At 70.0% G+C, this 16,589-nt stretch carries 21 protein-coding genes and 1 tRNA gene; 18 read left to right on the forward strand and 4 right to left on the reverse strand.

What is annotated here, in order from left to right; translation table 11 throughout:
• Window positions 1–7 precede the first annotated feature (7 nt).
• The 9 genes from nrdR (at window position 8) to ACK4JY_RS05810 (ending at window position 7,801) form a co-directional block, all read left to right on the forward strand.
• Window positions 8–493 (forward strand): transcriptional regulator NrdR, encoded by a 486-nt coding sequence (gene nrdR, locus ACK4JY_RS05770; RefSeq protein ID WP_409603711.1) that lies wholly within the window; start codon window positions 8–10, stop codon window positions 491–493.
• Window positions 493–1,137 (forward strand): RibD family protein, encoded by a 645-nt coding sequence (locus ACK4JY_RS05775; RefSeq protein ID WP_409603713.1) that lies wholly within the window; start codon window positions 493–495, stop codon window positions 1,135–1,137. Before nrdR ends, ACK4JY_RS05775 begins: the two co-directional genes overlap by 1 nt.
• Window positions 1,138–1,303: 166 nt before the next feature.
• A complete protein-coding gene (locus ACK4JY_RS05780; RefSeq protein WP_409603714.1) occupies window positions 1,304–1,894 on the forward strand; it encodes a riboflavin synthase in 591 nt (196 codons plus the stop codon).
• Window positions 1,894–3,039 carry a 3,4-dihydroxy-2-butanone-4-phosphate synthase gene (ribB, locus tag ACK4JY_RS05785; protein ID WP_409603716.1) on the forward strand — a complete coding sequence of 382 codons (1,146 nt, stop codon included), beginning with the start codon at window positions 1,894–1,896 and terminating at the stop codon, window positions 3,037–3,039. The genes ACK4JY_RS05780 and ribB overlap by 1 nt, the downstream gene beginning before the upstream one ends.
• Window positions 3,033–3,497, forward strand: coding sequence for a 6,7-dimethyl-8-ribityllumazine synthase (ribH, locus tag ACK4JY_RS05790; RefSeq protein ID WP_409603972.1), 465 nt, complete (start codon window positions 3,033–3,035; stop codon window positions 3,495–3,497). The genes ribB and ribH overlap by 7 nt, the downstream gene beginning before the upstream one ends.
• Window positions 3,494–4,021 (forward strand): transcription antitermination factor NusB, encoded by a 528-nt coding sequence (gene nusB, locus ACK4JY_RS05795; RefSeq protein ID WP_409603718.1) that lies wholly within the window; start codon window positions 3,494–3,496, stop codon window positions 4,019–4,021. The genes ribH and nusB overlap by 4 nt, the downstream gene beginning before the upstream one ends.
• The gene (gene thiL, locus ACK4JY_RS05800) at window positions 4,021–5,010 is read left to right on the forward strand and encodes a thiamine-phosphate kinase (protein WP_409603720.1); all 990 of its coding nucleotides are present in this window, start codon (window positions 4,021–4,023) and stop codon (window positions 5,008–5,010) included. Before nusB ends, thiL begins: the two co-directional genes overlap by 1 nt.
• A gap of 37 nt (window positions 5,011–5,047) precedes the next feature.
• Window positions 5,048–5,473 (forward strand): hypothetical protein, encoded by a 426-nt coding sequence (locus tag ACK4JY_RS05805; RefSeq protein ID WP_409603722.1) that lies wholly within the window; start codon window positions 5,048–5,050, stop codon window positions 5,471–5,473.
• Between the two features lie 174 nt (window positions 5,474–5,647).
• Window positions 5,648–7,801 (forward strand): sodium-translocating pyrophosphatase, encoded by a 2,154-nt coding sequence (locus ACK4JY_RS05810; RefSeq protein WP_409603723.1) that lies wholly within the window; start codon window positions 5,648–5,650, stop codon window positions 7,799–7,801.
• 104 nt (window positions 7,802–7,905) lie between these two features.
• On the opposite strand, the gene ACK4JY_RS05815 is transcribed toward ACK4JY_RS05810, so the two are convergent.
• A complete protein-coding gene (locus ACK4JY_RS05815; protein WP_409603725.1) occupies window positions 7,906–8,382 on the reverse strand; it encodes an outer membrane protein assembly factor BamE in 477 nt (158 codons plus the stop codon).
• Between the two features lie 82 nt (window positions 8,383–8,464).
• On the opposite strand from ACK4JY_RS05815, the gene ACK4JY_RS05820 reads away from it, so the two are divergent.
• The 7 genes from ACK4JY_RS05820 (at window position 8,465) to ACK4JY_RS05850 (ending at window position 12,617) form a co-directional block, all read left to right on the forward strand.
• Window positions 8,465–8,998, forward strand: a complete 534-nt coding sequence (locus ACK4JY_RS05820; protein ID WP_409603727.1) for a ubiquinol-cytochrome C chaperone family protein — start codon at window positions 8,465–8,467, stop codon at window positions 8,996–8,998.
• Window positions 8,995–9,507 (forward strand): YceD family protein, encoded by a 513-nt coding sequence (locus tag ACK4JY_RS05825; RefSeq protein ID WP_409603728.1) that lies wholly within the window; start codon window positions 8,995–8,997, stop codon window positions 9,505–9,507. Before ACK4JY_RS05820 ends, ACK4JY_RS05825 begins: the two co-directional genes overlap by 4 nt.
• A gap of 90 nt (window positions 9,508–9,597) precedes the next feature.
• Window positions 9,598–10,671, forward strand: coding sequence for a phosphate acyltransferase PlsX (gene plsX, locus ACK4JY_RS05830; RefSeq protein WP_409603730.1), 1,074 nt, complete (start codon window positions 9,598–9,600; stop codon window positions 10,669–10,671).
• Window positions 10,668–11,645 carry a beta-ketoacyl-ACP synthase III gene (locus ACK4JY_RS05835; protein ID WP_409603732.1) on the forward strand — a complete coding sequence of 326 codons (978 nt, stop codon included), beginning with the start codon at window positions 10,668–10,670 and terminating at the stop codon, window positions 11,643–11,645. The genes plsX and ACK4JY_RS05835 overlap by 4 nt, the downstream gene beginning before the upstream one ends.
• 75 nt (window positions 11,646–11,720) lie before the next feature.
• Entirely contained in the window at window positions 11,721–12,029 is a 309-nt protein-coding gene (locus ACK4JY_RS05840; RefSeq protein WP_409603733.1) for an integration host factor subunit alpha, read from the forward strand.
• A gap of 6 nt (window positions 12,030–12,035) precedes the next feature.
• Complete coding sequence (locus ACK4JY_RS05845) at window positions 12,036–12,485, forward strand: MerR family transcriptional regulator (protein ID WP_409603734.1); 450 nt, start codon at window positions 12,036–12,038, stop codon at window positions 12,483–12,485.
• 55 nt (window positions 12,486–12,540) lie between these two features.
• Window positions 12,541–12,617: transfer RNA gene (locus ACK4JY_RS05850), tRNA-Pro, on the forward strand.
• Window positions 12,618–12,664: 47 nt separating this feature from the next.
• On the opposite strand, the gene ACK4JY_RS05855 is transcribed toward ACK4JY_RS05850, so the two are convergent.
• Window positions 12,665–12,868: a DUF2842 domain-containing protein gene (locus ACK4JY_RS05855; RefSeq protein WP_409603736.1), complete on the reverse strand. Its 204-nt coding sequence runs from the start codon at window positions 12,866–12,868 to the stop codon at window positions 12,665–12,667.
• A complete protein-coding gene (locus ACK4JY_RS05860) occupies window positions 12,868–13,188 on the reverse strand; it encodes a transglycosylase (protein ID WP_409603738.1) in 321 nt (106 codons plus the stop codon). Before ACK4JY_RS05860 ends, ACK4JY_RS05855 begins: the two co-directional genes overlap by 1 nt.
• 65 nt (window positions 13,189–13,253) lie before the next feature.
• Here ACK4JY_RS05860 and ACK4JY_RS05865 point away from each other — a divergent pair, with 65 nt between their 5' ends.
• Window positions 13,254–14,321 carry a COX15/CtaA family protein gene (locus tag ACK4JY_RS05865; protein ID WP_409603740.1) on the forward strand — a complete coding sequence of 356 codons (1,068 nt, stop codon included), beginning with the start codon at window positions 13,254–13,256 and terminating at the stop codon, window positions 14,319–14,321.
• Here the strand turns inward: ACK4JY_RS05865 and ACK4JY_RS05870 are convergent.
• A complete protein-coding gene (locus ACK4JY_RS05870; RefSeq protein ID WP_409603742.1) occupies window positions 14,290–15,699 on the reverse strand; it encodes an alkaline phosphatase PhoX in 1,410 nt (469 codons plus the stop codon). The genes ACK4JY_RS05865 and ACK4JY_RS05870 overlap by 32 nt on opposite strands.
• Before the next feature lie 142 nt (window positions 15,700–15,841).
• On the opposite strand from ACK4JY_RS05870, the gene recO reads away from it, so the two are divergent.
• Window positions 15,842–16,573, forward strand: a complete 732-nt coding sequence (gene recO / locus ACK4JY_RS05875) for a DNA repair protein RecO (protein ID WP_409603744.1) — start codon at window positions 15,842–15,844, stop codon at window positions 16,571–16,573.
• The last annotated feature ends 16 nt before the right edge of the window (window positions 16,574–16,589 follow it).

Here is a 16,589-nt window from a genome sequence, read left to right on the forward strand (position 1 = left end):
GCCTCTGATGAAATGCCCCTTCTGCGGACATCAGGACACCCAGGTGAAGGACAGCCGCCCGTCGGACGACGGCGCCGCCATCCGCCGCCGTCGGTCCTGCCCGCAGTGCAGCGGGCGGTTCACCACCTTCGAGCGGGTGCAGCTGCGCGAGCTGATGATCCTCAAGCGCAACGGCCGCCGCACCCCGTTCGACCGCGACAAGCTGGAGCGGTCGCTGAACGTCGCCCTGCGCAAGCGGCCGGTCCAGGCCGAACAGGTCGAACAGCTGGTCAGCCGCATCACCCGCCAGCTGGAAAGCCTCGGCGAGACCGAGATCCCGTCCTCGACCGTCGGCGACTTCATCATGAAGGCGCTCAAGTCGGTCGATGAGGTCGCCTATGTCCGCTACGCCTCGGTCTACAAGGACTTCCGCCACACCGGCGACTTCGCCAAATTCCTCGGCGCCGAGGGGCTGGGCGACGCGGACCCGGACGACGGCTCCGGCGCCCGCTGATGCGCGGCCCCGCCACAGCGATGCGCGTGACGCTGAAGCTGGCCACCTCGCTCGACGGCCGCATCGCCACCGCCGCCGGCGAGTCGAAATGGATCACCGGCGAGGCCGCCCGGCTCGAGGGCCACCGCCTGCGCGCCGCCCATGACGCCATCCTTGTCGGCGTCGAGACGGTGCTGGCCGACGATCCCGAACTGACCGTCCGCCTGCCGGGCCGCCCTGTCGACCAGCCGCTGCGCGTGGTCATGGACAGCCGGCTGCGGACCCCGCCGACGGCAAAGGTCGCCCAAGGCGACAGCCTCATCCTCACCGCCACGACGCCCGCGACCCTCGGCGCCGCCTTCGTCGAACAGATCGACAGCGAGGACGGCCGCCCGACCCCGGCCGCGGCCCTCGCCGCCATCCGCCGCAAGGGCGCGGCCTCGGTGCTGATCGAGGGCGGCGGCCAGGTGGCGGCGTCCTTCCTCCGGGCTGGACTGGTCGATCGCATCGAATGGTTCCGCGCCCCGATCCTTCTGGGCGGGGAGGGAAGGCCGTGCATCGCCGCGCTCGGTCTTGCAAAGCTGGCCGACGCCCCCACCTTCCGGCGTCTGTCGGCCGAGCCCGTGGGCGACGATCTGTGGGAACGCTATGACGCCGTCCGCTAGCCCGTCCCCGCCTGCGTCCGGTTTTGACGCAGGCGTCCGCCATGATGGACCAGCGGTGTCGGCCGGCGGCGCCGGGCCGCTCCATCCGCACGGTTCGCACGGTTCGGACGGTGCTTTCGTGTATTTTACCCGGGTGAAATGGTCGTCCCCCGCGGGGAGGGTCTGAATGTTCACCGGCATCGTCACCGACATCGGCCGCGTCCGCTCGGTCCGCCAGACCGCCCGCGACCGCCGCTATGAGATCGAGACCGGCTTCGACACCGCCGGCATCGACCTCGGCGCCTCGATCAGCCACTCGGGCTGCTGTCTGACCGTGACCGAAAAGGGCCCCGGTTGGTTCGCCGTCGAGGTCTCGGGCGAGACCCTGTCGAAGACCACCCTCGGCGACTGGGCCGAGGGCGATCGCGTCAATCTGGAGCGCGCCGCCCGGCTCGGCGACGAAATGGGCGGCCACGTCGTCTCCGGCCACGTCGACGGCCTCGGCCGGGTCGTCTCGATCACCCCCGATGGCGGCTCGCACCGCATCGAGATCGAGGCCCCGGCCCCGCTGCACCGCTATATCGCGCCCAAGGCCTCGATCACCGTCGACGGCGTGTCCCTGACCGTCAACGGCGTCGATGGCCAGACGTTTGGCCTCAACATCATCCCCCACACCTGGGAAGCGACCACCCTCGGGGCCCTGAAACCGGGCGACGCGGTCAATCTCGAGATCGACATGCTGGCGCGATACCTCGCGCGGTGGCAGGAGACGGCGTGATGCAACTGGCCGCCAACATGAACGACAGCCCGATCAGCCCCATCGAGGACATCCTCGAGGACGCCCGCAACGGCAAGCCCTACATCCTCGTCGACGCCGAGGATCGCGAGAACGAGGGCGATATCATCATCCCGGCCCAGTTCGCCACGCCGGACCAGATCAACTTCATGGCCCGCCACGCCCGCGGCCTGATCTGCCTCGCCATTACCGCCGACCGGGCCCGCCAGCTGCGCCTGCCGCCGATGGCCGCCGAGAACCGCGAGAGCATGGGCACCGCCTTCACCGTCTCGATCGAGGCGAAGGAGGGGGTCACCACCGGCATCTCCGCCGCCGACCGCGCCCGCACGGTGCAGGTCGCCGCCGATCCGACCCGCGGCGCCGACGACATCGTCTCGCCCGGCCACGTCTTCCCGCTCGTCGCCCGCGACGGCGGGGTTCTGGTCCGCACCGGCCACACCGAGGCCGCCGTCGACATCAGCCGCATGGCCGGCCTGACGCCCGCCGGGGTCATCTGCGAGATCATGAACGACGACGGCTCGATGGCCCGGATGCCGGATCTCGTCGCCTTCGCCCAGCTGCACGGCCTCAAGATCGGCACCATCGCCGACCTGATCGCCTACCGCCGCCGCACCGAGCGGCTGGTCGAGCGGGTCATGGACACCCCGTTCGACAGCGTCCACGGCGGGCCCTTCCGCCTGATGCTGTACCGCAACGCCATCGAGGGCGTCGAACACGTCGCCCTCGTCAAAGGCAAGATCGAGCCGGGCAAGCCGACCCTCGTGCGCATGCACCAGGTCGATTTCGCCGCCGACCTGCTGGGCCATGTCGAGGCGCGCCAGAACTATGTGCCGCGCGCCCTTCAGGCGATCAGCGACCACGACGGCGCCGGCGTCACCGTCTTCCTGCGTGATCCCGAGCTGCACGGCCTCGCCGAACGGCTCTCCGGAGTCGAGAAACCGACCGCCGTCGACCGGTCGATCCGCAACTACGGCGTGGGGGCCCAGATCCTGCTCGACCTCGGCGTCCGCGACATGATCGTCATGAGCGCGACCCGCCCCAATCCCACCGCGCTGGAAGGCTACGGCCTGCGCATCGTCGGCTGGCGCGACATGGCCGGTTCCCGGGACGGAGAAGACCCATCGTGAAAGATCCCTACCGCGTTCTCATCGTCGAGGCGCGCTTCTACGACGCCCTCGCCGACGCCCTGCTGGACGGGGCGAAGGACGCCCTGCGCGCCCAGGGGGCCGATTTCGACGTCGTTTCGGTGCCCGGCGCGCTCGAGATCGCGACGGCCATCGCCATGGCCGAGGAGGCCGGCCGCTTCCCCACCGCGCCGCGCTACGACGGCTATGTCGCTTTGGGCTGCGTCATCCGCGGCGAGACTTATCATTTCGAGATCGTCGCCGACCAGTCGGCCGCCGGCCTGCGCAATCTCGGCCTCAAGGGCCTGGCCATCGGCAACGGCATTCTGACGACCGAGGACGAGGACCAGGCCTGGGCCCGCGCCCGCCTCAGCGAGGGCGACAAGGGCGGCGGCGCGGCCCGCGCCTGTCTGGACCTGATTGCCTTGCGCAAGCGGCTGCGCGTAGGACTGGCCTCGTGACCGAACCCGCCAGCCTCAAATCCGTGCTCGAACAACTCGCCGAGGCCGAGAAGCAGCGCGCCGAGCCGCAGCTGACCAGCCGCCAGCGCCGCGCCCGCACCGTCGCCCGCCTCGCCGCCGTCCAGGCCCTGTACCAGATGGAACTGGCCGGGGAGGGGGTTGAGACCGTGATCACCGAATTCTCGAACCACCGCTTCGACGCCGACATCGAGGGGGAGCCCCTGGCCGAGGCTGACGAGGAGTATTTCGCCGAGATCGTCCGCGGCGTGGTCGCCGGCCAGAAGGACATCGACGGCGCGGTCAAGGCGCGGCTGGCCTCCAACTGGCGGCTGGAGCGGCTCGATTCGACCCTGCGGGCCCTGCTGCGCGCCGGGGCTTGGGAGCTGCGCCAGCGCAAGGACGTGCCGAAGGAGATCGTGATCGACGAATACGTCGAACTGGCCAAGGCCTTCTTCGACGACGCCGAGGCCAAATTTGTCAACGCCGCCCTCGACGGCGTGGCGCGGGATGCCCGCGCCAGCTGATGGCCGCGGTCGACGTCGCCGGTGAGTTCGAAACCATCCGCCGGCTGCTCGCGCCCCTCGCCCATCCCGAATGGGCCCGGGGCCTGAAGGACGACGTCGCCGTCGTCCCGTCCCGGCCCGGCCACGACCTGGTCCTGACCAAGGACGTCATCGTCGAGGGCGTCCACTTCCTGCCCGACGATCCGCTGGATGCCGTGGCCCGCAAGCTGATGCGGGTGAACCTGTCGGACCTGGCCGCCAAGGGGGCCGAGCCGTTCGGCTATCTGCTGGCCTGTCACTGGTCGGGCCGCTGCGGATGGCCCGAGCGGATGACCTTCGTCGACGGCCTGCGGGCCGACCAGAAGACGTTCGGGGTCGCCCTGCTGGGCGGCGACACCGTGGTCACGCCGGGCCCCGCCAGCTTCTCCATGACGCTGCTGGGCTGGACGCCGAAGGGCCGCACCGTCGGTCGCGACGGGGCCCGGCCGGGTGATCTGGTGTACGTCACCGGCGCCATCGGCGACGGCTGGCTGGGCCTGCAGGCCGCGACGGACAAGCTGTCGCTCGCGCCCGACCGCCTCGCCGCCCTGATCGACCACTATCGCGCGCCAACGCCCCGGCTGGAGTTCGCCGCCGCCATCCGCGACCACGCCAGCGCCGCTCTCGACGTCTCCGACGGCCTGGTCGCCGATCTCGGCCACGTCGCCGACGCCAGCGGGGTGCGCATCGAGATCGATCTCGAACTGACGCCCCGCTCGGCCGCGGCCCAGGCCTGGTACGACGGCCGCGTCGACGAACAGGCGGCGCTGGAGGCGCTGGTCACCGGCGGCGACGACTATGAGATCGCCTTCACCGCCCGCCCCGGCGACGAGGCCGCCCTGCGCCGCGAAGCGGACAGACATCACCTGCGCGTGACCCGCCTCGGCCGGGTCGTGGCGGGGCAGGGGATCGAGGCCCGGTTCGCCGGCCAGCCGGTCGCCATCGCCCGGCCCGGCTTCACCCACGGCTGACAACGAAATCTCAAGGCGTCCGCGCCATGATCACACCATGCTCCGTCGTGACCTGATCGCCGCCGCCGTCGCCCTTCCGTCCGTCGCCGCCGCGACCATGGCCGAGGCCGACGACGCTCCGTCCTCGTCCGGGGCCAGCTTCGGCATCGCCGGGGTCGGCCTGCCGATCATCTCGGGCGGACGGGTCCGCAACTATGTCTTCGTCTCGCTGCGGCTGCATCTCGGCGGCGCGGCGACGCCCGAATCGATGCGGCCCAAGGCGGCCTTTCTGCGCGACGCCCTGGTCCGCGCCGGCCATCGCACCCCCTTCGTGGTCGAGAACGACTGGACCCGCATCGACGCCGCCGCCCTGTCCGCCAGCCTGATGCGCTCGGCCGCGACCATCGCCGGACGCGGCGCCGTCACCCGGGTCGAGGTCCTCAGCCAGGCGCCGCGCCGCCGCACCGGCGTCCGGGCCGGCTGAACCGCGTTCACCAACCCTGTTGCGTCACACCGACGCATGCGGCACGTTTCCTCCGCAATCCCCAGGGACGCAACACGCGTCCGGTGCGCACGGGGGGACCGGAAGGCGGACAGAGGCGAATAACGCCCGCCGCGCCAAGGGTCCGGGCGCCGCTACACAGGGTATGGAAACGCCATGAGTAACTATCTGTGGCTGGTCATCGCCGCGGGCGCGCTGGGAGTCCTCTACGGACTCGTCCAGACGGCCTCGCTGATGAAGGCCTCGACCGGCAACGACAAGATGCGCGAGATCGCCGCCGCGATCCAGGAAGGCGCCTCGGCCTATCTGCGGCGGCAGTACACCACCATCGCCATGGTCGGGGTCCTCATCCTGATCGCCGCCTGGCTGCTGATCGGCCCGTGGGCCGCAATCGGCTTCGTCATCGGCGCGGTCCTGTCGGGCCTGGCCGGATTCGCCGGCATGCTGATCTCGGTGCGGGCCAACGTCCGCACCGCCCAGGCGGCCTCCGAGAGCCTGTCGAAAGGCCTCGACCTCGCCTTCCGCTCCGGCGCCATCACCGGCATGTTCGTCGCCGGCGGAGCCCTGCTGGGCGTGGCCGGCTACTACGCCGTCCTGACCGGGGGCATGGGCTTCGAAAGCACCAGCCGCGAGGTCATCGACGGCCTGGTGGCGCTGGGCTTCGGCGCCTCGCTGATCTCCATCTTCGCCCGTCTCGGCGGCGGCATCTTCACCAAGGGCGCCGACGTCGGCGGCGACATGGTCGGCAAGGTCGAGGCCGGCATTCCCGAGGACGACCCCCGCAACGCCGCGACCATCGCCGACAACGTGGGCGACAACGTCGGCGACTGCGCCGGCATGGCCGCCGACCTGTTCGAGACCTATGCGGTGACCACGGTCGCCACCATGGTGCTGGCGGCGATCTTCTTCCGCGACCAGCCCTATGTCGAAACCATGATGCTGCTGCCGCTGGCGATCTGCGCCGTCTGCATCGTCACCTCGATCATCGGCAGCTTCTTCGTCCGCCTCGGCAAGTCGCAGAACATCATGGGCGCCCTCTATCAGGGCCTGATCGTCACCGGCGTCCTGTCCGTCGGCGCCCTGTATCTGGTGATCAGCCAGCTGATGCCGGACAACGCCGTGGTCACCCCCATCGGCGGCGATCCGATCACCGCCATGAACCTGTTCTGGTCTGGCCTCGTCGGTCTGGCCGTCACCGCCGCCATCGTGGTGATCACCGAATACTACACCGGCTCCAACTTCCGTCCGGTGCGCTCGGTCGCCAACGCCTCGGTCTCCGGCCACGGCACCAATGTCATCCAGGGCCTGGCCGTCTCGCTCGAGTCGACCGCGCTTCCGGCCCTGACCATCATCGCCGGCATCGTCGTCAGCTTCCAGCTGGCCGGTCTGTTCGGCATCGCCATCGCCACCACCACCATGCTCGGCGTCGCCGGCATGATCGTGGCGCTGGACGCCTTCGGCCCGGTCACCGACAACGCCGGCGGCATCGCCGAAATGGCCGGGCTTCCCTCCGAGGTCCGTCATTCGACCGACGCCCTCGACGCCGTCGGCAACACCACCAAGGCCGTGACCAAGGGCTACGCCATCGGTTCGGCCGGCCTCGGCGCCCTGGTGCTGTTCGCCGCCTACACCTCCGACCTCGACTATTTCGCGGCCAATGCGGAGGCCTATCCCTTCTTCGCCAACATGGGCCCGATCGACTTCGCCCTGACCAATCCCTACGTCGTCGTCGGCCTGCTGTTCGGCGGGCTGCTGCCGTTCCTGTTCGGCGGCATGTCGATGATGGCGGTCGGTCGCGCCGCCGAATCGGTCGTCGAGGAGGTCCGTCGCCAGTTCCGCGAGAACCCCGGCATCATGACCTGGGAGGTCAAGCCGGAGTACGGGCGGGCGGTCGACATCCTGACCCGGGCGGCGATCCGCGAGATGATCGTGCCGTCGCTGCTGCCGGTGCTCTCGCCGATCGTCCTGTTCGTCGCCGTGCTGGCCATCTCGGACAAGGCCACGGCCTTCGCCGCGCTCGGGGCCATGCTGATGGGCGTCATCGTCACCGGCCTGTTCGTGGCCATTTCGATGACCTCGGGCGGCGGCGCCTGGGACAACGCCAAGAAGGTGATCGAGGAGGGCTTCACCGACAAGAACGGCGTCGTCCACGGCAAGGGCTCCGAGGCGCACAAGGCCGCGGTGACCGGCGACACGGTCGGGGATCCCTACAAGGACACCTCCGGTCCGGCGGTGAACCCGATGATCAAGATCACCAACATCGTCGCCCTGCTGCTGCTGGCCGTTCTGGCCAGCGGCAACATCGGCTGATCCCTGCCTCCGCCGCGGCCTCCGGGCCGCGCGGACCGCAAACGAAAGACGCCCCGGAGAGCGATCTCCGGGGCGTTTGCGTGTCTGGCGTCGACGGCGGTTGTCTAGTCGGGGCGGCGCTGGCCCGGGACGTCCTCGTCGGTGCGCGGCAGCTGACCGCGGCCGACGTTGCCGAGCAGCTGCTCCAGAATGGTCATCTGGCGCCCGCGGGTCGGGGTTTCGCGCCCGTTCATGGCGATCTGCTGGCCGTCGTCGAGGCCGAGGGTGCGGACTTCCGCCACCTGGCCGGCGTCGTTGAATGTGATCTCGGTCACCGACCGCTGGGTCACACGGGCGGGGTTGTAGGTGTATTTCTCGGTCACCTGGCTGATGTAGTACCAGATATTGTCCCGCTCGAAGGTCGAGGTCGTGGACGGCGTGCCCAGCTTGGTCAGCACGGTCTGTTTGGTGTCCGTCCCGGCCATGATTTCATTGGGCTTGGCGTCGATCGCCTGGAAGCCGTTCTGGCCCACCGTGGGGGCGCAGGCGGCGGTCAGGGCGGCGGCCGACAGGGCGGCCAGAAGGAGCTTGGTACGGAGCATGGACGGCGCCTGCGAGAGAACAAGGTCTTTGACCTAACCGGAGCCGAGCCTTAGTTCAACGGCGCGGCGGAAAAGGGGCCGCATGATCATGCTTCAGAATCTGTTCCGATCCCGACCCGGCAAGCGAAACGGCGAGCCGCTGTATGAACTGGCGGTGCGGCAGGCGCGCGAGCCGGGCTTTTATACCCGCCTCGGGGTGTCCGACCGGATCGACGCCCGTTTCGAGCTCTACACCCTGCACGTTCTGCTGCTGATCATGCGGTTGCGCGACGAGGGCGAGCGCGGCGCCGAGGCGGCCCAGGGCCTGTTCGACGTCTATGTCTCGGCGCTGGACTACGCCCTGCGCGAGCTCGGCGTCGGCGACATTTCGGTCGGCAAGAAGATGCGCAGACTGGGCGAGGCGATGTATGGCCGGATGACGGCGTGGGAGCCGCCGCTGCGCGCGGCCGACGCGGCCGCCCTGTCCGTCAGCCTGGCCCGCAATGTGTATGAGAGCGACGATGCGGCCGTGGGCGAGGCCCTGGCGGCCTATGCCGTGGCCAGCCGCGCCCGTCTGGCGGCGCAGGATTTCGCGGCCGTGACCACGCGGCCGGAATGGGCGGAGATCGGCAAATGAGCGGCGTGACCCTGCCATACAGCGAGCCGGTGCGGCTGCATCAGGTCGGCGCCGGCGTGACCCGGCGGCTGGAGCCGGACGCGGCGGCCCGAACCCGCATCGCCAAGGCGCTCGACCTCGCATCGCTGGACAGCTTCGTGGCCGAGGTGACGCTGGCGCCGGCCCCGGCCGGCTGGCGGCTGTCGGGCCGGGTGCGGGCCAGCCTCGCCCAGACCTGCGGCATCACCCTGGAGCCGTTGCCGGTCGAGGTCGACGCCCCCTTCGCCCTGTCCCTCGCCGAGGCGGTCGATGAGGAGTCCGATGAGATCGTCATCACCCTCGACGACGAATCGCCCGATCCGATCGAGGGCGGCCAGGTGGATCTGGGGCAGTATGCGGTCGAGCAACTGGCCCTGCAGCTGGATCCCTTCCCGCGCAAGCCCGGGGCCGAGTTCGTGCAGCCGCCGGAGCCGGCGGAGATCTCGCCCTTCGCGGTCCTGAAGCAACTTCGTCCCGACGACGAAGGTTGACGCAACGGCGGCGCGGTTGCATCCCCCCGGTGCGACGCTATCGTCCCCCAAACCGGCGCCGGGCTGACGGCGCGACGGAGTCGAAACGGCTTGCCATCCCCAGTACTGATTTCGCTCGACGCCATGGGCGGGGACCACGGCCCGCCCGTCGTGGTGGCGGGCGTGCGCGACTATCGCCAGCGCCACGGCGGCGAGGGCGTTCGTTTTCTGCTGCACGGCGACGAAACCGCTATCCGCGCTGAAATGGCGAAGCTCGCCCTCGGCGACGATGTCTGCGAGGTCCGGCACACCGACAAGGTCGTGGCCATGACTGAAAAGCCCGCCCAGGCGATGCGCCGCGGCAAGGGCTCCAGCCTTTGGAACGCCATCGAGGCGGTCAAGCTGGGCGAGGCCGGGGCGGTCGTCTCGGCCGGCAACACCGGCGCCCTGATGGCGATCTCGAAACTGCTGCTGCGCATGTCGGCTCACGGTCTGGAGCGTCCGGCCATCGTCGCCAGCTGGCCGACCCTGCGCGGCGTCACCGCCGTGCTGGACGTCGGCGCCAATATCGAGAGCGACGCCGAACAACTGGTCGAGTTCGCCATCATGGGCGAGGCCTTCCATGCCGCCGTGCACGGCGCGGAACGGCCGACCATCGGCCTTCTCAACGTCGGTTCCGAGGACATGAAGGGCCATGAGGAGGTGCGCGAGGCCGCGCGCATCCTGCGCGAAGGCGGCTTCGGGCTCGACTACAAGGGCTTCGTCGAGGGCGACGACATCGCCAAGGGCACGGTCGACGTGGTCGTCACGGACGGCTTCACCGGCAATATCGCGCTGAAGACCGCCGAGGGCGTGGCGCGGTTCATCTCGGCCCTGCTCAAGGAGGCGCTGACATCCAGCGTCTCGGCCAAGGCGGGCGCCCTGCTGGCCCTGCCGGCGCTGAAGCGGATGCGCCAGCGGATCGATCCCAGCGCCATCAATGGCGGACCGTTGCTGGGCCTGAACGGCATCGTCGTGAAAAGCCACGGCGGCGCCGACGCGGTGGGTTATGGCAACGCCATCCGCATCGCGGTCGATCTGGCCCGCAGCGACTATCTTCAGAAGGTCAGTGACAGCCTGAGCCGTCTGACCCTCGTGCTCGAACAGCCGCCCGCCGAGGGTGCGGCCATGGAGACCCCCCAGTGAGCGTCATTCGCAGCGCCGTGACCGGCGTCGGCTCCTATCTGCCGGAACAGGTCGTCACCAACGCCGATCTGTCGAAGATCGTCGACACCTCGGACGAATGGATCGTCGAGCGCACCGGCATCCGCCAGCGTCACAAGGCGCGTGACGATCAGCCGACCAGTGACCTGGCGGTCGAGGCGGCGAAGCGGGCCCTGATCGACGCCGGCCGCGAGGTCGGCGACATCGACCTGATCATCGTCGCCACGACCACGCCCGACATGACCTTCCCCTCGGTCGCCTCGATCGTGCAACGCAAGCTGGGCGTCCCGACCTGTATCGCCTTTGACATCCAGGCGGTCTGTTCGGGCTTCGTCTACGCCCTGAGCGTCGCCGACGGCTTCGTCGCCCGCGGCAACGCCCGCTGCGCCCTCGTCATCGGCGCCGAGGAGATGACCCGGTTGATGGACTGGACCGATCGCTCGACCTGCGTCCTGTTCGGCGACGGCGCCGGCGCCGCGGTGGTCGAGCCGCGCGAAGGGCAGGGGACCAAGGCCGATCAGGGCCTGCTCGGCTTCGCCCTGCGCTGCGACGGGACCAAGACCGACCTGCTGTACGTCGACGGCGGGCCCGCGACGACGGGCACCGTCGGCCATCTGCGCATGGCCGGCAACCAGGTGTTCCGAAACGCCGTGGTCAATATCGCCGAGGCGATCACCGCCTGCTGCGCCGCCTCGGACATCGAGGTCGCCGATGTCGACTGGTTCGTGCCGCACCAGGCCAACCAGCGCATCATCAAGGGCGTCGGCGATCGTCTGGGACTGGACGAAAACAAGGTCATCTCGACCGTCGCCACCCACGCCAACACCTCGGCCGCCTCGATTCCGCTGGCCCTCGACGCGGCCATCCGGGACGGACGGATCAAGCGCGGCGACCTGATTCTGGCCGAGGCCATGGGCGGCGGTCTGACCTGGGGCGCCTGCGCCTTTCGTCTGTAGGGCGTATTTCGCCTTTCCATTTGAAGGCGCTTGCTCTTTTATGGCGCCGACGGACTTTTCGAGGGGAGCGGACCATTGGCTCAGCACCAGACCCTGACGCGGGCGGACCTGTGTGAGGCGGTCCATGAGGAGGTCGGCCTGTCGCGCCAGGAGTGTTCGGCCATGGTCGAACGCACGCTGGAGCTGATCATCGAGTCGCTCGAGCGCGGCGAGACGGTCAAGCTGTCGGGCTTCGGCGTCTTTCAGGTCCGCGACAAGCGCGCCCGCATGGGCCGGAACCCCAAGACCGGCGAGCCGGCGGCGATCCATCCGCGCCGGGTCATCAGCTTCCGCGCCTCGCAGATCATGAAGGGCCGGGTTCACGACGCCGTCGTGACCGCCTGACGCCCTGTGGCCAAGAGTCCGAACGCCTTCCGCACCATCTCCGAAGCCGCCGACGAAGTCGGGTCGCCGCAGCATGTTCTGCGCTTCTGGGAGACCAAATTCGCCTTCATCACCCCGCTCAAACGCGCCGGTGGCCGGCGTTTCTACCGTCCCCAGGACGTGGTCGTGCTCAAGGCGGTCAAGCGGCTGCTGCACGAGGACGGCCTGACCATCAAGGGCGTCCAGCGCCTGCACCGCGAACAGGGGCTGAAGCGACTGGCCCTCTATGGCGACCCCGACGGCCTCGTCGCGTTCGAGCCCGAAAACGGGGCCGCGACGCCGGCCTCCGCCCCAACCCCCGCACCGGCCCCGGCGGCCGTTTCAACGGAAGGCTCGGCCCTGCGGCTGCGCCAGCTGCTCCCCGAACTGGAGGGCGCCCGGGCCCGGCTGGAGGCCGTTCTTTCGAGAACCGCCTGACCGGTCGCTTTTGGGTTTGCGGGCCGACGGCGCCCCGTCTATAGGGAGCCCCTCTCGGAGCGTGGCGCAGCCTGGTAGCGCACTTGACTGGGGGTCAAGGGGTCGCAGGTTCGAATCCTGTCGCTCCGACCATCTTCCCTTGACCCGGTCCCCATCCCGTTGATTTCACGACCCCCGGGTCAGCCCTTGCGGCCGCCTTCGGCCCAGCGGAACAGCGGATAGAGCGGCACGCCCCAGCCGATTCCGGCGACGGCGTAGACCAGCAGGTCGATCATCGGCCCCGGCGGCAAAACACCCCGCAGCGCAATGGCGCCCCAGATCCAGAAGACGAGGAAGGCGATCACGCCCAGCATGGCGACGAAACGGCGCGTCCGCGGGCCCATCAGCGCTTGCTCCGGAACAGGAAGAAGGCCGCCAGGGCGATGACCGAGGCGGCCAGCGACCAACCGACCCAGGTCCACTGGTCCATGGTCGAGACGGCGAACACCCGCACGGCCAGGAACCAGCCGGCCAGACCCGCGACGCCGGACACCAGCGAGGTGGCGAACAGGCCGCGCCGGCCGGTTAGCTGGTCCGCCGTCCAGGCCAGGGCGAAGGCGCCGAGAACGGCGATGGCGATGTCGGCATAGGGCAACCGGGTTCTCCAGACCTGCGACGCTCCGGCGCCGAAAAGCGACTCGATCTCGCCACCGGGGGCGGGCATACCGCTCCGGCGGGCGTCGGACCAGCGGCGCCACCCAGTGTAACGGTCGGGATGGCGGGCGTCGAATGAAGCGTTTCATCGGGGACGATCAGAGTCGGGCCGTCGCCCTCTGGCTGTTCGCCACGGCCGTCCTCGTCTTCGCCATGGTCGTCGTCGGCGGCGTCACCCGCCTGACCGGCTCGGGCCTGTCGATCACCGAATGGAAGCCGATCATGGGCGCCCTGCCGCCGATGAACGCCGCCGACTGGGCCGAGGCGTTCGAGAAATATCGCGCCATCCCCCAGTACCGCGAGGTCAACGCCGGCATGAGCCTGGCCGAATTCCAGGGCATCTTCTGGTGGGAGTGGGCCCACCGCCTGCTGGGCCGGCTGATCGGCCTCGTCTTCGCCGTGCCCTTCTTCGTCTTCCTGCTGATGCGCCGGCTGCCGCGGCGGCTGATCGTCCGCTGCGCCGTCCTGCTGGCCCTCGGCGGGCTGCAGGGGCTGATCGGCTGGTGGATGGTCTCCAGCGGCCTGAGCGAGCGCATCGACGTCGCCCCCGAGCGGCTCGCCGTCCACCTCGGCCTCGCCCTGCTGATCTTCATGGGCCTGATCTGGACCGGGCTGGAGGCGTGGAACGGCGCCGAGCGCTCGCGCCATCCGGTCGGCTGGAGTCGCGGCGCGGCGATCCTGCTCGGCGCCGTCTTCCTGCAGTGCCTGCTGGGCGGCCTCGTCGCCGGGGCCAAGGCAGGCTACGTCTATACCGACTGGCCGCTGATGAACGGCGCGGTCCTGCCGCCGGTCGAGTGGGGCATGGGCGCCCTGGCCTTCCTGCACGATCAGGGCCTGGTCCAGTTCAACCACCGGATCATGGCCTACGTCCTGCTGATCGGCGGAACCCTCTACGCCGTCCAGGCGTGGCGCTGGCGGCTGGCCGAGGGCCTCGGCCTCGCCGCCTTCACCGTGGCCGCCGTGCTGTGGCTGCAGGCGGCGCTCGGCGTCGTCACCCTGATCCATGCCGTGCCGCTATGGCTCGGCGCCCTGCACCAGGCCGGCGCCGCGCTGGTGCTGGCGGTCGCGACCATCAACCTGTGGCTGGTCCGCCGCTCGCAGCCGCGCCTGTTTACGTCCGGACCGAGGTCCACGGGCCTCTGATCGCGAAGGTCACGCCCGGATACATGATGTTGACGAACATCACCTGACCGTCCGGCGAGAAACAGGCCCCGGCGAACTCGGAATTGCCGGTGAAGACGTTGCGGGCGATCGTATAGCTCTTGCCCTCCGGGGTGACGCCCTTGATGTGGTTGCGGGTGTCGCTGGAATAGTTGTCCTCGCACAGGATCAGGTGGCCCCAGGGCGCGACGGCCAGGTTGTCGACCATGTTCATCACCCGCTTGTCGGCGCTCTCGGCGAACAGCTGCAGCCGGCCCGGGCGGCGGGCCTCGCCGCGACCGCCCTCGGCCGGCGACGGGACATAGCGGAACACCTGACCGGCGCGCAGCGGCCCGCCCGAGGTCGCCGTCATATACAGCTCGCCGTCGCCCCAGTAGATGCCCTCGCCGCGCGCCACCAGCGCGGCGCCGGCGGCGTGACCGCGGATGCGCAGGTCGCCGGCCGGATCCTCGACGTCGTCCATGTCGATCCACGTCACCTCGCGCCAGTCGCCGGTCGACCAGGCGCGGGCGTCGTGGTTGCGGGTGTCGGCCCCCGGCGCGTCGCGCCACGCCATGGCCTGCAGCCGGCCCTTCGACAGGTCGCCCGGGGTGTCGGGAATGAAGCGGTAGAACAGGCCGTCGCCCTCGTCCTCGGTCTGGTAGGCGATGCCGGTGAGCGGATCGATGCAGACCGCCTCGTGCTTGAACCGCCCCATGGCCTTCAGCGGAACCGGATCGACCAGACCGGTCGCCGCGGCGGGCACGTCGAACACCCAGCCGTGCGCCTTCGTCACATCGGCGTCGGCGGCGGTTTCCAGCGTCTCCTCGCAGGTCAGCCAGCTGTTCCACGGCGTATGGCCGCCCGAGCAGTTGGTCGAGGTCCCGGCCAGCGACAGATGCTGGCTGACGGTGCGCCGGCTCTCCAGATCATAGACCACGGTCGTGGTGCCGCCCGGCAGGGCGCGGCCGTCCTTGTAGGTGTCGAACCCCTTCGACGCATCCAGCTGGCCGATCCGCTCCTGATGGAAGCCGCCCGGGCCCATGTTGCGGTGCAGGCCGCTGGAGCCCTTGAGCTCGTGGTTGCGGACCAGGGCGACCTTGCCGCCGCCGAGATCGAAACAGCCCATGCCGTCCGGTTGGCCGGGGACGAACAGGCCGTCGTCCATGGTGTCGCCGCTCTGCGAGATGACCTGGTAGGTGAAGCCCTCGGGCAGGTCGAGCAGCCGGTTGGGGTCGCGCACCAGCGGGCCATAGCCCTCGACCTCGTTGACATAGGTCTCTTCCGTCGCGGCCGTCTGGGCCTGGACGCTGCTGGCGAGGCCGGCGAAGGCGACGGCGGCGGCCGAGCCGGTGAGAAGATCGCGACGTTGCAGGCGCATGGAACACTCCGAAAGGACGCGGAACTTATGGCGACGCCGCCGGCGCCGGTCATCAGGGATTTGTGACGAATCCCGCACGGGGCGCTTGGCCGCACCCGCAAGGACGCTGGCGCCGTCCTGCCCCGCGTTCTAGGTCTCGCGCATGGATTTCATCGACGACGCCTTCGTCCTCTCCGCCCGCGCCCATGGCGACACCGGCGTGGTCGTCGAGCTGCTGACCGCCGAACACGGCCGCCGCGCCGCCTATGTCGCCGGCGGCGCCTCGCGCAAGATGAAACCCTTCCTCCAGGCCGGCGCCCGCGTCGTCGCCGACTATCGCGCCCGCACCTCGGACCATCTCGGCTCGGCCCGGCTGGAGCCGGTCGGGGAGGGGCCCAGCGCCCTGTTCGACGACCCGCTGGCCCTGACCGGCCTCGCCGCCGCCGCCTCGGTGGCCCAGGGCTCCCTGCCCGAGCGCGAGCCCCACCCCGGCGCCTTCCTCGCCTTCGAGGCGCTGATGGGCGCCTTCATCCTGCCCGACGTCTGGCCAGCCATCTTCGTTCGCTTCGAGGCGGGCCTGCTGGAGGATCTCGGCTTCGGCCTCGATCTGTCGCGCTGCGCCGTCACCGGGTCCATGGAGGACCTGATCTGGGTCAGCCCGCGCACCGGCCGCGCCGTCAGCCGCGAGGCCGGCGCTCCCTATGCCGACAAGCTGCTGACCCTGCCGCCCTTCATGCTCGGCGCCCAGGCCGGACTGGGCGAGGGGGACGTCGGCGCCGGCCTCGCCCTGACCGGCCATTTCCTCGAACAGTTCGTCTTCCACCCGCAGAACAAACCCATCCCCCCGGCGCGGGTGTGGATGATCGACAAGCTGGCCGAGGCGGGGCGGCTCTAGGCGTGACACTGACCCG

The sequence above is a fragment of the Brevundimonas sp. genome, assembly GCF_046295595.1.
GTDB lineage: Bacteria > Pseudomonadota > Alphaproteobacteria > Caulobacterales > Caulobacteraceae > Brevundimonas.